This window comes from Saccharopolyspora aridisoli (assembly GCF_004348445.1).
GTDB classification, from domain to species: domain Bacteria; phylum Actinomycetota; class Actinomycetes; order Mycobacteriales; family Pseudonocardiaceae; genus Saccharopolyspora; species Saccharopolyspora aridisoli.
This window is the reverse complement of sequence record NZ_SMKV01000022.1, coordinates 69,731-88,376: the sequence shown is the minus strand read 5'-3', so window position 1 is coordinate 88,376 and position 18,646 is coordinate 69,731. Positions and strand designations below refer to the sequence as shown.

At 71.8% G+C, this 18,646-nt stretch carries 16 protein-coding genes; 6 read left to right on the top strand and 10 right to left on the bottom strand.

The annotated features are described in order from the left end of the window. Positions 1-101: 101 nt before the first annotated feature. From E1161_RS17985 to E1161_RS17940, 9 genes are all read right to left on the bottom strand, one after another. Entirely contained in the window at positions 102-707 is a 606-nt protein-coding gene (locus tag E1161_RS17985; protein WP_132624747.1) for a LysM peptidoglycan-binding domain-containing protein, read from the bottom strand. Between the two features lie 423 nt (positions 708-1,130). Further along, positions 1,131-2,027 carry an NrfD/PsrC family molybdoenzyme membrane anchor subunit gene (nrfD, locus tag E1161_RS17980; RefSeq protein ID WP_235875120.1) on the bottom strand — a complete coding sequence of 299 codons (897 nt, stop codon included), beginning with the start codon at positions 2,025-2,027 and terminating at the stop codon, positions 1,131-1,133. Next, positions 2,024-2,887 (bottom strand): 4Fe-4S dicluster domain-containing protein, encoded by an 864-nt coding sequence (locus tag E1161_RS17975; RefSeq protein ID WP_132624743.1) that lies wholly within the window; start codon positions 2,885-2,887, stop codon positions 2,024-2,026. The genes nrfD and E1161_RS17975 overlap by 4 nt, the downstream gene beginning before the upstream one ends. A gap of 2 nt (positions 2,888-2,889) precedes the next feature. Then, the gene (gene fdh, locus E1161_RS17970) at positions 2,890-6,165 is read right to left on the bottom strand and encodes a formate dehydrogenase (RefSeq protein WP_235875119.1); all 3,276 of its coding nucleotides are present in this window, start codon (positions 6,163-6,165) and stop codon (positions 2,890-2,892) included. A gap of 39 nt (positions 6,166-6,204) precedes the next feature. Further along, complete coding sequence (locus E1161_RS17960) at positions 6,205-6,375, bottom strand: DUF2000 family protein (RefSeq protein ID WP_268951406.1); 171 nt, start codon at positions 6,373-6,375, stop codon at positions 6,205-6,207. Positions 6,376-6,457: 82 nt separating this feature from the next. Then, the gene (locus tag E1161_RS17955) at positions 6,458-7,099 is read right to left on the bottom strand and encodes a pyridoxamine 5'-phosphate oxidase family protein (RefSeq protein ID WP_132624735.1); all 642 of its coding nucleotides are present in this window, start codon (positions 7,097-7,099) and stop codon (positions 6,458-6,460) included. Between the two features lie 131 nt (positions 7,100-7,230). After that, on the bottom strand, positions 7,231-8,265 hold the full coding sequence (locus tag E1161_RS17950) for a PDR/VanB family oxidoreductase (protein WP_132624733.1): 1,035 nt from the start codon (positions 8,263-8,265) through the stop codon (positions 7,231-7,233). Beyond that, complete coding sequence (locus E1161_RS17945; RefSeq protein WP_132624731.1) at positions 8,266-9,147, bottom strand: metal-dependent hydrolase; 882 nt, start codon at positions 9,145-9,147, stop codon at positions 8,266-8,268. A gap of 8 nt (positions 9,148-9,155) precedes the next feature. Next, the gene (locus tag E1161_RS17940; protein ID WP_132624729.1) at positions 9,156-10,910 is read right to left on the bottom strand and encodes an SDR family oxidoreductase; all 1,755 of its coding nucleotides are present in this window, start codon (positions 10,908-10,910) and stop codon (positions 9,156-9,158) included. Positions 10,911-11,106: 196 nt separating this feature from the next. On the opposite strand from E1161_RS17940, the gene selA reads away from it, so the two are divergent. The 5 genes from selA to E1161_RS17915 all read left to right on the top strand — a co-directional run bounded on the left by selA (position 11,107) and on the right by E1161_RS17915 (position 16,811). Then, a complete protein-coding gene (gene selA, locus E1161_RS17935; RefSeq protein WP_132624727.1) occupies positions 11,107-12,390 on the top strand; it encodes an L-seryl-tRNA(Sec) selenium transferase in 1,284 nt (427 codons plus the stop codon). Between the two features lie 9 nt (positions 12,391-12,399). Next, entirely contained in the window at positions 12,400-14,139 is a 1,740-nt protein-coding gene (gene selB / locus E1161_RS17930; protein WP_132624725.1) for a selenocysteine-specific translation elongation factor, read from the top strand. Positions 14,140-14,203: 64 nt separating this feature from the next. Further along, entirely contained in the window at positions 14,204-15,142 is a 939-nt protein-coding gene (gene ku / locus E1161_RS17925) for a non-homologous end joining protein Ku (protein ID WP_132624723.1), read from the top strand. A 285-nt stretch (positions 15,143-15,427) separates the two neighbouring features. Continuing rightward, on the top strand, positions 15,428-16,408 hold the full coding sequence (locus tag E1161_RS17920; RefSeq protein ID WP_132624721.1) for a phytoene/squalene synthase family protein: 981 nt from the start codon (positions 15,428-15,430) through the stop codon (positions 16,406-16,408). A 70-nt stretch (positions 16,409-16,478) separates the two neighbouring features. Then, the gene (locus tag E1161_RS17915; RefSeq protein WP_235875118.1) at positions 16,479-16,811 is read left to right on the top strand and encodes a hypothetical protein; all 333 of its coding nucleotides are present in this window, start codon (positions 16,479-16,481) and stop codon (positions 16,809-16,811) included. A 21-nt stretch (positions 16,812-16,832) separates the two neighbouring features. On the opposite strand, the gene E1161_RS17910 is transcribed toward E1161_RS17915, so the two are convergent. Further along, entirely contained in the window at positions 16,833-17,990 is a 1,158-nt protein-coding gene (locus tag E1161_RS17910) for a S8 family peptidase (RefSeq protein WP_132624717.1), read from the bottom strand. Positions 17,991-18,196: 206 nt separating this feature from the next. Between E1161_RS17910 and E1161_RS17905 the strand changes: the two genes are divergently transcribed. Beyond that, positions 18,197-18,622 carry a universal stress protein gene (locus tag E1161_RS17905; protein WP_132624715.1) on the top strand — a complete coding sequence of 142 codons (426 nt, stop codon included), beginning with the start codon at positions 18,197-18,199 and terminating at the stop codon, positions 18,620-18,622. Positions 18,623-18,646 lie beyond the last annotated feature (24 nt).

Below are 18,646 nucleotides of genomic sequence, written 5' to 3'. Positions count from 1 at the left end.
CAAATGAGAGGCGCTTCGGCGTTCGCAGACGAGGGACCCCACCGGAGAGAGGAAGGCGGGGTCCCTCGTTCATGCGCACCCAGGTCCGCGGACCGGGTGGGTCACTTGATGGCGAGCTGCTGACCCGGGAAGATCAGGTTCGCCTCCTTGACGGTCGAACGGTTCTTCTCGAAGACCGACTCCCAGCTCACGCCGTACTTCTGAGCGATGGAACCCAGGGTGTCACCGGCCTGCACGGTGTAGGTGCCCTCGACCTGGACGGTCTTCTTCACCGGGTTCTTCTTCTTGGTGGTGGACTTCTTCTCGCTGCTGCCCGAGGCGACGTCCTGGTGCTCGGCGCTACCGCTCTTGCTCAGGCCGGCCTTCTTCGAGCACTCCGGCCACGCACCCGGGCCCTGCGCCTGCAGCACGCGCTCGGCCACGGCGATCTGCTGGGACTTGCTGGCCTGCGAGGCGTTCGAGGCGTAGCTGGTGCCGCCGTAGGCGGACCAGGTGGACGCGCTGAACTGCAGACCCCCGTAGTAACCGTTGCCGGTGTTGATGCTCCAGTCGCCACCGCTCTCGCACTGCGCGACGGCGTCCCAGGTGGACTCCGAGGCCGCGTTGGCGGGCATGGTCATCGCGAACGGCGCAGCGACCATGGCGCCGGCGACGGCGACGCGGGTGACGGTGCGGCGGCTGGGGGTGGACTTGCGGTGCTTGCCCATTTTCTGTCTTCGTCTCCAGCAGCGCCTTCGTGCCGCCTCGACTCCGGCGTCCCGGGCGCTCGGGCCGATTCGATCCGGCCCGCCGCGCCGGGTTCCGGCGGTCGTCACGTCCCTGCCCGCAATGCGTCTCGGGGTTTCGGAGAGCCCGCCGGGCAGGGTTCGGCGCTGCGGACCTCCGGTCTTGCCGTCGGCTCGGGGGCGCCGACGCAAGGCAACGCTACGTAGCTGAAAAGCGTGAACAAAACCGCAAGCCGGTGGCGCTCGTCATAGAAACGTAATCAAGATCGCGGCGATGCGGACGTTTAGGCTGGTCATTCCTTGATCAGAAACGAAGTGTTCACTTGAAATCCAACCACTCAGGGTGAGAGTTGAACCACTACTCACTCACGTGAGTGACTACCCGATGTCATCACGCGGATTCGATCAGTGCACTTGCCCACGGACCGAAGGCCCTGTTCCGCCGACCCGTTCGCGTTGCGGCTCGACCACGTACCGAGGGTCGCGGGCCGTCTCGCGGCCGGCTTCGAAGACGCCGAAGCGCGTCGCGATCGCCCCGAGGGTCAGGCACCCGCCTGCCGCGATCGCCGCCGCGCGGCTGCGCCCGGCCACCAGCGCGAGCCCGGCGCCCACCGCGGTGGCCGCTCGCGCCGTTCGCAGCACCCTACCCGCGCGCCCGGTGCGGTAGGCCTCGGCCGCGAGTCCGAGCCGGGACTCCATGCGCCTGCTCGCGACCAGCTCCAGCACCGATCCGGCGACCGCCATCCGCCGCGCCGGCCCGGACTCGGCGGCGCCGGCCACCATGCCCACCGCCCCCGCGCTGGACACAGCACTACCGGCGAACACGAAGGGGAGCTCCCGGTAGCCTTCGTGCCAGCCCGGCACGGCCGTGTCGGACAGCAGCACGGCGGTGTAAGTGGTCATGGCGGGGGCGATCACACCCGCCGCCACCCCGGCCGCGCGGCCGGGCAGCGGGAGCAGGCCGGTGAGCTCACTGGCCGCCGCAGCCCCGGTCAGGCCCGAGAACGGGGCGAGGATCCAGGATCCGACGCTCAGCGGCGAGGTCGGCTTGATCACCCGGAGCATGTACAGGAACCGCATCGGACGCCCCAGGTCGTGCACCAGGAAGCCGACGCTGGTGGTCGCGCCCACCGCCGCAGCCAGCCTGCCCGCGCGGGCCAGCCGCTGCCGGCCGGTGAGCTCGGCCAGCAGCGCCATCGTCGACGAGGCCCCGGCCATCCCTCCGAGGTAGAGGTAGGCGGGGACGTCGGGGACCTTCCACACCGGTTCCTTGAGGACCGGGCGACCGTAGTAGGAGGTCACCGCCGCCTCCCGAGGAACGATCCGGCGATGAGCGCGGCGGCGGTGAACGCGCCCGCGGCCGCGTGCCGCCACATCGACGGCAGGTCGCGGGTGGTGACCACGGGATCCGGTGGCAGTCCGTAGACCTCGGGGTCGTCGAGCAGCAGGAAGAACGCCCCGTCTCCTCCGACGCCGTCGGTGGGCTCGTGGCCGTAGAGTCGGGCGCTGGTCACCCCCTGCTCGTGCAGTTCGTCGACCCGCACAGCGGCGCGTTCGCGCAGCTCGTCGAGCGGGCCGTACTGGATGGACTCGGTCGGGCAGGCGGTGGCGCAGGCGGGCATCAGCCCGGCTCCGAGGCGGTCCTGGCACAGCGTGCACTTGGCGGCGCCGCCGGTGTCGGGACGGATGTCGATCACGCCGTAGGGGCAAGCGGGCACGCAGTAGCCGCAGCCGTTGCACACGTCGTCCTGCACCACCACCGTTCCGTGCTCGGTGCGGATCAGCGCCCCGGTAGGGCACACGTCCAGGCAGGCCGCGTGCGTGCAGTGCTTGCACACGTCGGAGGACATCAGCCAGCGCACCTGCTGCTCGTCCGGTGCGCCGAACTCGGGCATGCCGAGCTCGGCGGGTGTGCCGCGCTGCTCGACGAAGGCCACGTGCCGCCAGGTCGTACCGCTGAGCGCCTCGGTGTTGTCGTAGGACATGCCGGTGAGGTCCAAGCCGTCCTCGGGCAGCAGGTTCCACTGCTTGCAGGCGACCTCGCAGGCCTTGCAGCCGATGCACACGCTGGTGTCGGTGAAGAACCCGGCGCGGGGTTGCGGCGGGTAGCCGGTCTCCCCCGCCGGGTCGGGCAGCGGTCCGGACAGCCGGTTGACGGTCACGTTCAGCCTCCTGCCTGTTCGGGGTCGTCGGAGTGCTCGGTGCCGGTGCGCTCGGTGATGCCCGCGCGGTCGCGGTACTCGGCGACCAGGCGGTTGAGCGCGGCGGCGCGCGGCCGCCGTCCCGGCCGGATGTCGCAGGCCCCGGCCTTGGTCTCCATGATGTGCACGTTGGGGTCCAGCGCCACCCCGATGAGTTCGTTGGCGGCGTCACCGGTGGTCAGGCCATTGGGCCCCCAGTGCCACGGGATGCCGATCTGGTGCAAGGTCCGGCCCGCGACCCGCAGCGGGCGCATCCGCTCGGTGACCATCACCCGGGCTTCGATGGCGCTGCGCGCGGTGATCACGGTGGCCCAGTCGCCGTGTTCCAAACCGCGTTCGGCGGCCAGCTGCGGGGAGACCTCCACGAACAGAGCGGGCGCGAGTTCGCTGAGGTGCCGGAGCCAGCGGCTCATCCCACCGGCCGTGTGGTGCTCGGTGAGCCGGAACGTGGTGAACACGTACGGGAAGACCTCGGCGCCGGGTTCGCCTGCGCTGGGCTGGTACCGGTTCTCCGGGCGCGAGTTGACCTGGCGCGCGGGGTTGCGCTGCTGGTGGGGGTGCAAGAGGTTGGCGACCGGCGATTCCTGCGGCTCGTAGTGCGCTGGGAACGGGCCGTCGACGAGCCCCGCGGGCACGTAGAGCCAGCCGCGTCCGTCGCTCTGCATGATGAACGGTTCGGTGCCCGAGATGCCCTCGGGCCCCGCGACCCCGACTTCGGGCCGGTAGTCGGGTCGTTTGGTCTTGTCGAAGTCGGGGACGTCGTGTCCGGTCCACTCGCCGCGTTCGTCGTCCCACCACACGTAGGCCTTGCGCTGGCTCCACGGGCGTCCGTCGGGGTCGGCCGAGGCGCGGTTGTAGAGGATGCGACGGTTGGCCGGCCACGCCCACCCCCACTCGGGTGCCACGCGGCTCTGCTGGTGGCCGGGCGTGCGGCGGGCGGACTGGTTGACCCCGTCGGCGGTGACGCCGCAGTAGATCCAGCAGCCGCAGCTGGTGGAGCCGTCGGCGCGCAGCTGCGGGTAGGCCGACAGCGGGTCACCGTTGCGGTCGTGGCCGTTGATCTCGGCGAGCACGGCTTCGGCGCTGGGCTCGCCGAGCTCGCCGTGCGTCGGGTAGTCCCAGGTCAGCTCCAGCAGGGCGCGGTCGCGTTCGGTCTCGCCGCTGAGCTTGTCCCGGATGCGGCGGCCGAGGTGGTAGTAGAACCACAGGTCGCTGCGCTGGTCTTCGGTGGGTTCGACGGCCTTGTGGTGCCACTGCAGGAGCCGCTGGGTGTTGGTGAAGGTGCCGTCCTTCTCGGAGTGCGCGGCGGCAGGCAGGAAGAAGACCTCGGTGCCGATGTCGGCGGTGCGCATCTCGCCGGTCTCGATCTCGGGACCGTCCTTCCAGAAGGTGGCGGTCTCGATCATGTTGAGGTCGCGCACCACCAGCCAGTCCAGCGCGGCCAGACCCCTGCGCTGCTGGCGCGCGTTGGCGGTGCCCACGGCGGGGTTCTCGCCGATGACGAAGTAGCCCTTGCAGCGGCCCTCGATCTGGTCGAGGACGGTCTGGAAGGTGCCGTGGTCGCCGGTGAGCCGGGGCAGCCGGTCGAAGCAGAAGTCGTTGTCGGCGGTTGCGTGCTCACCCCACCAGGCCTTGAGCAGGCTGACCAGGTAGGAGCGCATGTTGGCCCAGTAGCCGCAGGCCTGCTCGTCGTCGGCGACGAAGGACTCCAGGTCGGTGTCGGCGTGGGCGTGCGGCATCGGGATGTAGCCGGGCAGCAGGTTGAACAGGGTCGGGATGTCGGTGGAGCCCTGGATGCTGGCGTGCCCGCGCAGCGCGAGGATGCCGCCGCCCGGCCGGCCGATGTTGCCCAGCAGCAGCTGCAGGATCGAGGCCGCCCGGATGTACTGCACCCCGACGGTGTGGTGGGTCCAGCCCACGGCGTAGGCGATGGCCGAGGTCCGGTCGCGTCCGGAGTTGGCGACGAGCTGGTCGGCGACCCATGCGAAGTCGTCCTGGGAGATCCCGCAGATCTCCTCCACCACGTCCGGGGTGTAGCGGGCGTAGTGCCGCTTGAGCAGCTGGAACACGCAACGCGGGTGTTGCAGCGACGGATCGGAGTCGGGGCGGCCGTGGTAGACGGGTCCGCCCGATCCGGTGCGTTCCGGGCGGCTGCTCTGGCGCTCACGGCTGTGCCGGGTGCTCGGCGCCTGTTCGGGGCCGTGCCCGCCCACGGGCGGAACGGCGTGGCTGCCCTCGTACTGCCACGAGCTGGTGTCGTAGGCACCGGCGTCGAGGTCGAAGCCGGAGAAGACGCCGTCGAGGTCCTCGGTGTCGCGGAAGTCCTCGCCGACGATCATCGACGCGTTGGTGTAGTTGACGACGTAGTCGTGGAAGTGGGCCTCGCGGGTCAGCACGTGGTTGATCAGCCCTCCGAGGAAGGCGATGTCGCTCCCGGCCCGCAGCGCGAGGTGCTTGTGCGCCACCGCCGAGGTGCGCGTGTAGCGGGGGTCGACGTGGATGATCGTGGCGCCGCGGTTCTTGGCCTCCATGACCCACTGGAACCCGACCGGGTGGGCTTCGGCCATGTTCGAGCCCTGGATGAGGATGCAGTCCGATTCGGCGAGGTCCTGCTGGAAGGTGGTGGCGCCGCCACGCCCGAAGGAGGCGCCCAGACCGGGCACCGTGGAGGAGTGTCAAATGCGCGCCTGGTTCTCCACCTGGATCGCGCCGAGGGCGGTGTAGAGCTTCTTCATGAGGTAGTTCTCCTCGTTGTCGAGGGTCGCTCCTCCGAGGCTCGCGATGCCCATCGTGCGCCGCAGCGGCCTGCCGTCGGCGTCGGCGTCCTCCCAGGTGGCGTCCCGGGTGGTCAGCACCCGGTCGGCGATCATGTCCAGCGCGGTGTCCAGGTCGAGGTCTTCCCACTCGGTGCCGTGCGGGCGCCGGTAGCGCACCTTGGTCTCGCGCAGCGGTGAGGTGACCAGTTCGCGCGAGGCAGAGCCCTTGGGGCACAACCGGCCTCGGCTGATCGGCGAATCCGGGTCACCCTCGATCTGGGTGACCCGTCCGCCGGAGGTGTAGATCCGCTGGCCGCAGCCCACCGCGCAGTAGGGGCACACCGAGCGCGTGACGTTCTCGGCGTCGCTGGTGCGCGCCCGCATCTGGTCGGTGCTCCGGGACCGGGCCGCCGGACCTCGGGCCAGCCGGTCGGGGCCGGTGAGCTGCCGCAGCACCGGCCAGTTCAGCCACGTGGCCACCATGACCGCAGGCTACCCACCTCGTCGATCTCGCACACATGCTCAGGGGTGCACAGCGAGTCCTCCGCAGACCTCGTCCACGGCGTTGCGCGGTCCGTGCACGGCGAAGCCGACCAGGTCGAGCTCGTCGGTGGGGCGTTCGGCGACGACGCCGCGGTTGTCGGTGTCGTCGCCGGTGCTGAACATGCCGTGCGAGTAGATCGCGGTGGGCAGGTCGCGGCTGAACCACCTGACCCGCTGGTTCGGCCGCTACTACGCCATCACCCCGGCGCGCTTCCGCCGACGCGGCTGGCGGTCAGACCGTCGCGTCGTAGAGGAGCTTGGCGTAGCGCTCGTCGGAGTAGTAGTGCTCCAGCTCGGACATCGAATCGTTCGGGCGCTCGAGGTTCTTGGCGATGTGCGCTCGGGAGGGCACGGCCCCGGGGTCCCAGGTCTGGCTGTCCCACAGCCCGGAACGCAGGAACGCCTTGGAGCAGTGGTGGAAGACCTCCTCGACCTCCACCAGGAGCACCACGCTCGGGCGGTGACCCTTGACGACCATGCGCTCGAAGAACGGTGCGTCGCGCAGCAGCCGGGCACGGCCGTTGATCCGCAGCGTGTCTCCACGGCCCGGGATGAAGTAGAGGAGTCCGACGTGCGGGTTGGCCAGCACGTTGCGGAACCCGTCGACCCGGCGGTTGCCGGGGCGTTCCGGGATGGCGATGGTCGTGTCGTCCAGGACGTGGGTGAACCCGGCCGGGTCGCCCTTCGGCGAGACGTCGCACCGACCCTCGGCGTCGGAGGTCGCCACCAGGCAGAACGGTGATGCGGCGAGCCACTCGCGGTCCAGCGCGTGCAGCGCGGGCCGTTGCTTGTCCATGACCCGCTGCAGCGGTGCGCCGACCACCTCTTCCAGCTCGCCGGTCGAGGTGATCTCGGTCAGGCCTTCGAGTTCCACGGTGCCTCCCAGGTCGCCTCCCACGACCCTACGGCCCGCGCTTCGGCCGCAGAAGCGATTTTCGCGGGGCCGCCCGGCTGCACCCCGCCACCGGGCGGCCCCGCTTCCCCTCCGGTCCCCCGACCGGGGCTTCACAGGTCGACGGCGATGTGCCCCTGCCCTCGATCCACGCAGATGGCCACCTCGTCACCGCGCGCCCGTCCGCGCCTGCGCACCTGGCCGGACAGCAGCGGGACCTGGCAGGTGCCGCAGAAACCCTGGCGGCACGAGTAGGCGACCTCGGGCAGCACCTCGCCGATCGCTTCCAGTGCGGTGCGGTCGGCGGGCACCTCGACGGTGCGTCCGCTGCGGGTCAGCTCCACGGTGAAGGCCCGTCCGTCGACGATCGGTGGTGCTGAGAAGCGTTCCCAGTGCAGACCTCTCGCGGTGCTCCCGGGCAGACCCAGCCGGAGCGCTGTGATCATCGGCACCGGACCGCAGGCGTAGACCGAGGCGCCCAGCGGGGCGTGCGCGAGCAGTTCGCCACCCGCGGCGGGGATGCCGAACTCGGTGTCGGGCCGGATCCACACGCGGTCGGCGGGCAGGCCGGCGAGCTCGTCAAGGAACGGCATCGACGCGCGGGAACGTCCGGTGTAGACGAGCCGCCAGTCGGCTCCGCGCGTCGCGGCGGTGCGGACCATCGGCAGGATCGGTGTGATGCCGATGCCGCCCGCGACGAGCAGGTAGGAGCGCCCGGCTACGAACGGGAACGCGTTGCGCGGGCCGCGCGCCACGATCCGGTCGCCCTCGGCGAGCTCGTCGTGGATCTCCCGGGATCCGCCCGCTCCGTCGGCGAGTCGCCGCACCGCGATCCGGTAGTACCGCCGCTCCCCCGGCGGACCGCACAGCGAGTACTGCCGCTTCCGGCCCGACGGCAGCAGCACGTCCAGGTGCGCGCCCGGCTTCCAGGAGGGCAGCGTGCCGCCGTCGGGCCGGGTCAACCGCAGGCTGCGGACACCGTCGGCCTCAGCCCTGATCTCGGAGATCACCAGCGGGAGGTCGTGGTTGACGGGACGGGGTGGTCCGGCGTGCCGACGGCTGTTGCGGTGCAGCCATTCCACTCCGCTGACGACCCGGTGCAGCACGCGCGTCATCCGGTCGGGCCGCGACTGTCGCTCGGTGGTCATCTAGCGCCCTGCCGCCAGCGCCGCCGGTGAGCTCGCCAGGTATTCCACCGCCTGCGCCGTGGAACCGTGCTGCGACGGGTGGTAACCGGGGCGGAAGAACGCGGGGATCGCGCCGAAGAGCGCCCGGTAGCTGGGGGTGAGTCCGAGACGCCCGGTGCGGACCAGGTCGCGCCAGCGGGGCGTGCGCCTGCCGCGCAGCACCGGGTCAGCGGCCATCAGGAACCGCATCCCGCGCACCCACAGCGTCGTCAGCACCGCCGTCGCCAGCAGCATCGACAGGCAGCGCTGCCAGTACCGGCCGTGGACGTGCTGGTAGACCTCGAAGGCGACCGCGCGGTGCTCGACCTCCTCGGCGCCGTGCCAGCGCAGCAGGTCCAGCATCGTCTCGTCGGCGCCCGCCAAGTCGAGCTCCTCGGCGTCGAGCACCCATTGGCCGAGGAAGGCGGTGAAGTGCTCGATCGCGGCGATCAGCGCCAGCCGCTGCACCAGCCAGGACTCGGCGCGCTTGCCGTGCAGCGGCCGGTCCCCGAGGGTCTTGCGGAACATCCAGCGGACCTGGTCGACGAACGGCCGCGTGTTGAGGCCGTGTGCGTCGAAGTGGTCGATGACGCCCTGGTGCGATTCGGCGTGCACGGCCTCCTGGCCGACGAAACCGCGCACGTCCTCGGCCAGTCGTTCGTCGTTGATCAGGGGCAGTGCCTGCTTGAACACCTCGACGAACCAGCGCTCGCCCTCCGGCAGCACCAGGTGCAGGAAGTTCACCCAGTGCGTGGCGAACGGCTCGCCGGGGATCCAGTGCATCGGCAGCTGGGACCAGTCGAACTCCACGTCGCGTGCGTGCAGCGCGACGCGGTCGGGGTCACCGGGGTCGAGTTGCGGCATGCCTCCTCCTACTTGGGCATGAGGTCGGCCCGTGCTGCGGCGCGCAGCAGTCGCGGGGTCAGCCGCGACAGCACCAGTCCGGCACGCGCTTCCGGCGTCACCGGTGCGATGGCCGGAGCCCGGCGGGTCGCGCGCAGGACCTCCTCGGCGGCGCGCTGGGGGCTGTAGTCGCGGCGCTGGTAGAGCTCGGTGGCGGCGCGCCTGCGCTTGGCCTGCTCGGCGTCGTCGGTGCCCGCGAAGCGGCTGCTGGTGGTGATGCCGGTGTTGACCATTCCCGGGCACACCGCGGTGACCTTGATCCCCTCGGCCGCCAGCTCGACGCGCAGGCACTCGCTCAACCGCACCACGGCGGCCTTGGTGGTGCTGTAGGCGGGCAGCACCTGGGACGGCAGGTAGGCCGCGGCGGAGGCCACGTTGATGATCCGGCCGCCTTCGCCGCGCTCGACCATCTGCTGGCCGAACAGGCGGCAGCCGTGGATGACGCCCCAGAGGTTGACGTCGATCACGCTCTCCCAGTCGGCGACGCTGGTGTCCAGGAACGACCCGGCCAGGCCGATCCCGGCGTTGTTGATCACCACGTCCGGGGTTCCGAGTTCGGTTCGCACGCGCAGCGCGAAGTCGCTCATCGCGGTCCGGTCGGTGACGTCCACGCGGTAGGTGGTGGCGGCGTCGCCGAGCAGGTCGGCGGTGCCGCGCAAGGCCTTCTCGTCGACGTCGGCGGCGATGATGTGCGCTCCGGCTTCGGCGAAGGCCTGCGCGGTGGCCCGGCCGATGCCGTTGCCCGCGCCGGTGATGACGACGAGCTGGTCGGCGAACTCACCCCGTCCCGGCCGGACCCGGGCGCGGCGCAGTCCTCGGGTATGACCACCGCCTTCGACGTGGTCGATGAGTTCGGCGGCGCAGCGGGCCACGAGTTCGGGACGGCTGCGCGGCAGCCAGTGACCGCCCGGGAGCCGACGCACCCGCAGGTCGTCGGCCAGGCCCTCGACCTGGGTCTGCAGCGGCGTCGAGACGAACGGGTCGCCGGTGGGCGCCAGGACCTGCACCGGGACGCTGGTGCGCCGCCGGACCGGATCGCCGAGGCGTCCGGCGTTGGCGCGGTAGAGCTCCAGGCCGTTGATGCCGTCTGCGGTGACCGGGCGGGTGGGCCTTCCGGCGGCCTTGGGGTCGAGGCGTTGCAGGGTCGAGATCAGCTTGGGCATGATGCCGCTGCGCCAGGCCAGCTCGGGCGCGGCGGGCAGCTGGAAGAACGCGATGTAGGCGGAGAAGGCCAGCTGCGTGGCCAGTTCGCGCAGATCTCGCGGGTTGAGGCGCATTTTCGAGCGCAGCCACCGGCCGTAGTGGTCCAGGCCCGGGCCGGAGATCGAGGTGTAGGAGGCGATTCGCTCGGCGGCGCGCGGTTCGGTGACGGCGTGCCAGGACTGCACCGATCCCCAGTCGTGCGCCAGCAGGTGCACCGGCCGATCCGGGCTGACGGCGTCGGCGACGCGGAACAGGTCGTCGGCGAGTTGGTCGACGTGGTAGCCGTCGGTGGTCGCGGGTCGGTCCGACTCGCCTGCTCCGCGCACGTCGTAGGTGACCACTTGGTACCGGTCGGACAGCGCGGCGACCACTCCGTCCCAGAGGGTGTGGTTGTCCGGGTATCCGTGGACCGCCAGCACGGTCGGCGCGTCCGGCGGTCCGTGCACCTGCACGGCCAATCCCAGCCGGTCAGCGGTTTCGAGCCGTTGGCTGGTGCTGTCCCGCAGCGATGCGCCATTCATGCGCGAAGCCTAACCACGTTGTCAACGACTGTTGTCACAGTCCCGCCCGATCGAACCCCGCAACCACCCGAACTTCCGCCAACACCCGAATTTCGACGGAAGTCGGACCCGGCATCCCACTGGCATCCGGGACCCGGGCCGCGCCGGGAGGGGCGTTGGCGGGCGGAGAGGTGGGTGGCTTCCTATGGTGGGGGGCATGGGTGATCGGCGGCGTGCTGTTCCGGGAACCGACCGCGTGCTGGCCGATCCGGGCGTGGCCGCAGCGGTGGAGCGCCTGGGGCATCGGCTGGTCGCCCGGACCGTTCGAGAGGTAGCGCAGCGGGCGCGGGACGGATTGCTGGAACCGGAGCGCGTCGTGGCGGAAACGCTTGCCGCGCTGCCTCGTTCTGCATCCGGCATGCGACCGGTGATCAACGCGACCGGGGTGCTGCTGCACACCAACCTCGGGCGCGCGCCGCTGTCGCGCGCGGCGCGCGAAGCCCTCGACGTGGCGGCAGGCACCACCGACGTGGAACTGGACCTCGACACCGGTGATCGGGGCCGTCGCGGCGCCTCGGCGATCGAGGCGCTGCTGGACGCGGTGCCCGGAGCCGAGGACGCGCACCTGGTGAACAACGGCGCGGCGGCGCTCGCCCTGGCGGCCACCGCGCTGGCGACCGGCCGGGAGATCATCCTCTCGCGCGGCGAGATGGTGGAGATCGGTGACGGTTTCCGCATCCCCGAGCTGCTGACCTCCACCGGCGCGCGCTTGCGCGAGGTCGGCACGACCAACCGAGTGCGGCTCGACGACTACCGGCAGGCGCTGGGCGACGACGTCGGTTTCGCCCTCAAGATCCATCCGTCGAACTTCGTGATCAGCGGTTTCACCGCCGAGGTCGGGGTGGCCGAGCTGCGCGAGCTCGGCGTGCCCGTGGTGGCCGACATCGGTTCGGGGCTGCTGCGGCCGGATCCGGCGCTGCCCGGCGAACCGGACGCGGCGTCGACGCTGGCCGATGGGGCTGATCTGGTCATCGCCAGCGGCGACAAGCTCCTCGGCGGCCCGCAGTGCGGTCTGCTGCTGGGCCGCGCGGACGTCGTGCAGCGGTTGCGCCGCCATCCCTTGGCTCGCGCGCTGCGAGTCGACAAGTTGACGTTGGCCGCGTTGGAGGCCACCGTGCGCGGGCCGCGCCCGCCGGTCGCCGAGGCGCTGCACCGCTCCGGCCTGGCCGAACGCGCTGCGGCGCTGGCGGATTCGCTGGCAGCGGCCGGGATTCCCGCCGAGGCGGTCGACTCCGGCGCCAGCGTCGGCGGCGGTGGGGCGCCCGGGGTGGTGCTCCCGAGCGCGGCTGTGGCGCTGCCTGCGCGGTTCGCCAAGCAGCTGCGCCTCGGCGAACCGCCGGTGATGGCGCGCGTGGAGCGCAACCGCTGCCTGCTCGACCTGTTCGCCCTGGACCCCGACGACGACGAGGCGTTGCGGCGCGCGGTGCTGGCCGCGCACTAGGAGGTGCCCATGCGCGTGGTGGCCACGGCCGGGCACGTCGACCACGGCAAGTCCACGCTGATCCGGCGGCTCACCGGCATGGAAACCGACCGGTGGGCGGAGGAACGGCGGCGAGGCCTGACGCTCGACCTCGGCTTCGCCTGGACCGAGCTGGCCGACGGCTGCTCGGTGGCGTTCGTCGACGTGCCGGGCCACGAGCGGTTCGTGCCGAACATGCTCGCCGGGGTCGGCCCGGTGCCCGCGGTGCTGTTCGTGGTCGCCGCGGACGAGGGCTGGATGCCGCAGTCCGATGAGCACCTCGACGCGCTGCACGCGCTGGGGGTCTCCGACGGGCTGCTGGTCATCACCCGCAGCGACCTCGCCGATCCCCGGCCCGCGCTGGAGCAGGCTCGGCGCCGGCTGCGCGGAACGAGCCTGGCGGAGATCCCGTCGGTGCTGGTCAGCGGTCGCACCGGCGCCGGTTTCGACGAGCTCGCCGCGGCCCTGGACGCGATGCTGCACCGGCTTCCGCCCGCCGATGCCGACGCCGACGTGCGGCTGTGGATCGACCGCGCCTTCGTCATCCGAGGCGCAGGCACGGTCGTGACCGGAACCCTGCAGGGCGGCGCGGTGCGCGTCGGCGACCAGCTGGCCATCACCCCGTCCGGGCTCGACGCCCCGGTGCGGGCGCTGCACGCGCTGGGCACCGCCGAGGAATCGATTTCCGCTCCCGCGCGGGTGGCGGTCAACCTGCGCGGAGTGGACCTCGACCAGGTCCGGCGAGGTCACGCCCTGATCACCCCCGGACGCTGGCTGACCACAGACGTCCTCGACGTGCGCCTGCACCCGGCGGGGGGCGTGCCGCGAGAGCTGGTGCTGCACATCGGTTCCGCCGCCGTGCCCGCGCGGGTCCGCCCGCTGGGCACCGACACCGCCCGGCTGACGTTGCAGGAGGCGCTGCCGCTGCGGATCGGCGACCGCGCGCTGCTGCGCGACCCCGGCGGGCACCAGGTGCGCGGCGGGATCACCGTCCTCGACGTGCGGCCTCCCCCGCTGCGCCGCCGAGGCGCCGCCCGACTGCGCGCCGAAGTCCTCTCCGGCATGGACGGAACACCGGACTGGGCCGACGAGCTGCGACGGCGCGGGATCGTGCGGGCCGACGAGCTGGCCGCGATGGGCGCCACCCCGTCCACCGCAGGTCCGTGGTTGGTGTCCGCGCAGCACCGAGCCGAACTCGCCGCGAGGTTGCGCGAGGTGTTCGCCGAGCACCGGCGCGCGCACCCGCTGCACGAGGGCATGCCCTCCGGGGCCGCCGCCCGCGCCCTGGACCTCCCGGATCGGGCACTGCTGGCCGGCATCGCGGCCGAAGCGCGCCTGCACCTGGCGGCCGGCCGGCTCAGCGACGGCACCACCGCGCTGCCCGACCGGGTCGCGCGCGCCGTGGAAGCGATCCGCAGCGGGCTGCGGGAGCACCCGTTCCGCGCGCCCACCGCCGAGGAGCTGGCCGAACTCGGCATCGGGGATCGCGAGCTCGCCGCCGCCGAGCGCACCGGTGCGCTGCTGCGACTGGGCCCAGGGTTGGCGCTGCTGCCCGACGCCGAGCGCACCGCGCTGCCCCGGCTCGCGGAACTGGCCGAGCCCTTCACCCTCAGCGAGGCCAAGCGGGCGCTGGACACCACGCGGCGCGTCGCGGTTCCCTTGTTGGAGATGCTCGCTCGCCGCGGCCGCACCCGCAGGCTCCCGGACGGCACCCACCGCCTGGTGCGCTGAGCGCTGCGATCTTGCGGCCGCCACCTCATCGTGGGAGCAGGCGCCGGGCGATGGGAGGCACACCATGCCGCGCAAGATCTGGACCGGGTCGATCAACTTCGGCCTGGTGACCATTCCGGTCGGGCTGTACGCGGCGACCGAGGACCACACGATCCAGTTCCACCAGTACCAGCGCGGGACCGCCGACCGGATCCGCTACAAGCGGGTCAACGAGACCACCGGCGACGAGGTCGGCTACAACGACATCGTCAAGGGGCGCGAGCACGGCGACGGGATCATCACCGTCGAGCAGTCCGAACTCGACGAGATCGCGCCGGGGCGTTCGCGCACCATCGACATCAGCACGTTCGTCGACCTCGGCGAGATCGACCCGGTGCACTTCCAGAAGACCTACTGGCTGGCGCCCAACTCCAAGGAGCACTACCGGCCGTACAACCTGCTGCGGCGCGCGATGGAGCAGACCGGGCAGGCCGGGATCGCCACGTTCGTGCTGCGCGGCAAGCAGTACCTGACGGCGGTGCGCGCCGACTCCGACGTGCTGGCGCTCAACACGCTGTACTTCGCCGACGAGATCCGCGACCCGGCCGATCTGGTAGGCGACCAGCCCGAGCAGTCCAAGCCCACGGACAAGGAGCTCCAGATGGCCACCACGATCATCGAGTCGATGAGCGGTGAGTGGCAGCCCGAGGCGTACTCCGACACCTACACCGAACGCGTCGAGGCGCTGCTGGCCGAGAAGGCGCGCGGCGGCGAGGTGCAGGCGGCCGAGGCCCCGCCGCAGCCCACCGACGTCATCGACCTCACCGAGGCGCTGCGCCGCAGCGTCGACGAGGCCCGCAAGGGCCGCAAGCCCGCTCCGTCCGAAGACCTCTCGGAGCTCACCAAGGCCGAGCTCGACGACCGCGCCAAGCAGTTGGGCATCAAGGGCCGGTCGAAGATGAAGCGCGCCGAGCTCGAACAGGCCGTCGCCGAAGCCGAGCAGGGGTCGCGCAGGGCGTCCTGATCACCACATCTGTGGTGACGGGAGCAACGCCGCAGGTCGGGGACGCGGGGAAGAGGTTCCGCGACCTCGCGCCATGGCCACACCCCGGGTCGGTCCCGAACACGTGGGCAGCCTGGTTCTCGCCCACGGGCGCGCGGGAAGCAGAGGGGATCCCGCGTGTGGGAGGCCGCCGGGCGCACCTGCTGTGGATGCGGGTCGTGCCCGGCGGTCCCAGCACGTGACCGGGTTCACCGAGCGGCGCTACCGACGGCACCGGACCGGGCGCGGTGTGCTGAGATTCAGCGCATGGACGCGGGTGCCTGGTCGGCGGTGGGAGCACGCCGTGAACTCGACTCCGCCGGCGTACCGCCCGGACTGCGCCCCGCCTACCTGCGGTCGCGGACCCTCAACGCCGAGCACGGGCGCACCTACTTCCTGGCGACCCGCCTCCTGCCGCCGGATCGGCGACCCGCGGTGCACGCGCTCTACGGCTTCGCGCGCTGGGTCGACGACATCGTCGACGAGCTGGGCGAGGACTCGGCCGCGCTGCGGGCCGAACGGCTCGACCTGCTCGAAGAGCGGCTGAGCCTGGCGCTGAAGTCGGGGACCAGCGAGCACCCGGTGCTGGCCGCGCTGGTCGACACCGTGGAGCGCCACCAGGTCGATCCGGTGCTGTTCGAGGACTTCCTGGCCTCCATGCGGATGGACCTCACCGTCACCTCCTACACCACCCGCGCCGAGCTGGAGGGCTACATCCACGGCTCGGCCGCGGTCATCGGCTTGCAGCTGCTGCCGGTGCTGGGCACGGTCGGTCCGCCGGTTGAGGCACGCGCTGCCGCCGCCGCGCTGGGCGTGGCGTTCCAGCTGACGAACTTCCTGCGCGACGTGGGCGAGGACCTGGACCGGGGGCGCGTCTACCTCCCGGCCGACGAGCTGGCCGCGTTCGGCGTGGACCGGGAGCGGCTGCTGTGGTGCCGCGCGCGCGGACGGGCCGACGGGCCGGTGCGGCGCGCGTTGGCCGACCAGGTGGCGCGGACCCGGGCGCACTACCGGGCCGCCGAGCCGGGCATCGCGCTGCTGGCACCGGAGTCGCGTCCGTGCGTGCGCACGGCGGCGGTGCTCTACGCGGAGATCCTCGACCACGTGGTCGCTTCCGGCTACGACGTGTTCGGCAGGCGCATCGCCGTGCCCGTCTCGCGCCGGTTGGCGGTCGCCGCGCGTGCGGCCGGTGTGGTGCTGGTCTCGCGGGCGGTGCGCGGATGCTTGACCTCCGGTATTCGCGGGTAGTCCGAGGCTGCCCGGCAAGTAACCGGGCCGGGTCACGCCGCCTTCCTGTTCGACACCGGAGAGCATGATGATGAGCGCACGATCCACGAGTTGGCAGGACGTCAACGCGAGCGCCGACATGATCAGCGTCGCCGGTCAGCGCTTGCACGAGGGCACCCGCGCGATCGCGGGCACTCCAGCGGAGGCGGCGAGGGCCCGCGACGCGCTGCTGGACCTCAGCGCGGCCAGCGCCCGCCTGGCCCGGCAGCTCGACCTGTTCGCGGCCGACAGTGGCGGTGGCGGCTCCCAACCGCCCGATGTGCACGTGGCGCTCGACCAGGCCGCCGCCGCGGCCGAAGACCTGGGCAACTGCACGCGGGCGGCGGCTCGGGCGATCGAGGACGAGTTGGCCGACGAGGACTGATCCGCCGCCCGACCTCACCTCTCAGGGCGCCTGCACGAGCCCGGCGCCGACGTCGGTGGCCGGTAGCGGCAACCGGCGGGCCGACTGGGTCAACCGCGTCCACAGCGCACGCGCGCGGTCCGGCGACTGCTGGGCGTGCAACGCGGCGATGCCGGAGACGTGCGGGGTGGCCATGCTGGTGCCGCTGAGCTTGCGGTAGCGCTCAGCGCCGGGCCAGCTGGAGTAGACGTCCACGCCGGGTGCGGCCAGGTCGACCTGCCCGACCTCGTCGACGGTGCCGCACGAGAAGTCGGCGATCTGCATCTGCGAGTCCACCGCCCCCACGGCCATCACGGACGGGCAGTTGGCCGGGTGACCGACCGGAGCGATGACGCCCGCCGAGCGCTGGCTCTCGTTGCCGGCCGCGGCGATGATCAGGGTCCCGCGCTCCAGGGCGCGACGCGCGACGCGCTCGAACGCCTCCGAGTACGGCGCGCCGGGTTCGGTGGGCGAGCCCAGCGACATGGACACGATCGAGCAGCCGTTGGAGATCGCCCACTCGACGCCGGACAGGATCCCGCTGTCCGAGCCCGATCCGTCGTCGCCGAGGACCTTGCCCGCGTAGATGCTGGCCTCGTGCGCGATGCCGTAGCCGGGTCCGGCCTGCGAGGTGCGCGGCCCGCACGCGGTGCCGATGACGTGGGTGCCGTGCCCGTGGCCGTCGTGGGCGCTCTGGCCCTCGACGAACTCGCCGGTGACGATGTCGCGGCCGGCGAAGTCGGGGTGCTGCTCGTCCAGGCCGGTGTCGAGCACGGCGACCCGCACTCCGGCTCCGGTCGCGGCGGCGGCGTCGGCGCGCACCGCCTGAAGTCCCCAGGTGAACTCGCCCTCCGGCGGCGGCGTCGGCTCGCCGATGGCGAAAACTCTGCGCTCGGCCTCGATCCCGGCGATCGGGCCGGTTTCACCCGCCGCGCGCTGGAGGTGGGCGAACTGCTCCTCGTCGGCGTCGATCAGGGCGATTCCGAGCTGGTTCAGCACGATTCCGCCTGCACCGCTGAACAGTTCGCCGGGTGCCGCGCCCGCCGCGTCGGCGGTGTTGGCGCATCGGATCCCGGTTAAGCGGGTCACCTCTCGGGTGCCGATGATGGTCGAGTCATCATCGAGCAGGACCAGGTACCGCCCGGTTTGGCTGGAGGCCATGTCGCTCCTCGTCGGTTGTTGGCACGGGTGCTCCTCATCGGTAACCGACCGAGATCGACGATCACAACGGTATCCGGCCCCCTAAACCCGTTCGGGTTACCCGGTACGGGGATGGCGGGGTCGACACGCCGCACCAACACCGTCGGACTGGACGCGGATCAGGCTCGCGTACTTCCATGGAGGCAGGGCCAACGCGGGAGGTCGTCATGACGGAGCACGGCAGGATCGTCGTCGGCGTCGACGGATCGGAACCCTCGAAGTGCGCGATGCGCTGGGCGCTCGAACAGGCCAAGCTCACCGGTGCGACGGTGCGCGCGATCAGCGCCTGGGAATTCCCCGCTTTCTACTCCTGGGAAGGCGGTCCGATGCCGCCCGACGACTTCGAGGACTCCGCCCGGCAATGCCTGGACGACACCGTCGGGGAGTTCAGGCAGGCCACGCCGGAGGTGACCATCGAGCGCGTGCTCGTGCACGGCCACGCCGCGCAGGCCCTCATCGACGCCTCCACCGAGGCCGATCTGCTGGTCGTGGGCAGCAGGGGCCACGGCAGCTTCTACGGCGCGCTGCTGGGCTCGGTGAGCCAGCGCTCCGCGCTGCACTCGAAGTGCCCGGTGGTCATCGTCCGGCGCTGATCGCCGGGCTCGTCCTCAGAACGC

Excerpts from the sequence above, each read along its gene's own strand:
- E1161_RS17915 (WP_235875118.1), top strand. The coding sequence starts at position 16,479 with ATGAGCGCACGATCCACGAGTTGGCAGGACGTCAACGCGAGCGCCGAC.
- E1161_RS17950 (WP_132624733.1), bottom strand. The coding sequence starts at position 8,265 with ATGACCACCGAGCGACAGTCGCGGCCCGACCGGATGACGCGCGTGCTG.
- E1161_RS17920 (WP_132624721.1), top strand. The coding sequence starts at position 15,428 with ATGGACGCGGGTGCCTGGTCGGCGGTGGGAGCACGCCGTGAACTCGAC.
- E1161_RS17985 (WP_132624747.1), bottom strand. The coding sequence starts at position 707 with ATGGGCAAGCACCGCAAGTCCACCCCCAGCCGCCGCACCGTCACCCGC.
- selA (WP_132624727.1), top strand. The coding sequence starts at position 11,107 with ATGGGTGATCGGCGGCGTGCTGTTCCGGGAACCGACCGCGTGCTGGCC.
- E1161_RS17910 (WP_132624717.1), bottom strand. The coding sequence starts at position 17,990 with ATGGCCTCCAGCCAAACCGGGCGGTACCTGGTCCTGCTCGATGATGAC.
- selB (WP_132624725.1), top strand. The coding sequence starts at position 12,400 with ATGCGCGTGGTGGCCACGGCCGGGCACGTCGACCACGGCAAGTCCACG.
- E1161_RS17940 (WP_132624729.1), bottom strand. The coding sequence starts at position 10,910 with ATGAATGGCGCATCGCTGCGGGACAGCACCAGCCAACGGCTCGAAACC.
- E1161_RS17905 (WP_132624715.1), top strand. The coding sequence starts at position 18,197 with ATGACGGAGCACGGCAGGATCGTCGTCGGCGTCGACGGATCGGAACCC.
- E1161_RS17945 (WP_132624731.1), bottom strand. The coding sequence starts at position 9,147 with ATGCCGCAACTCGACCCCGGTGACCCCGACCGCGTCGCGCTGCACGCA.
- ku (WP_132624723.1), top strand. The coding sequence starts at position 14,204 with ATGCCGCGCAAGATCTGGACCGGGTCGATCAACTTCGGCCTGGTGACC.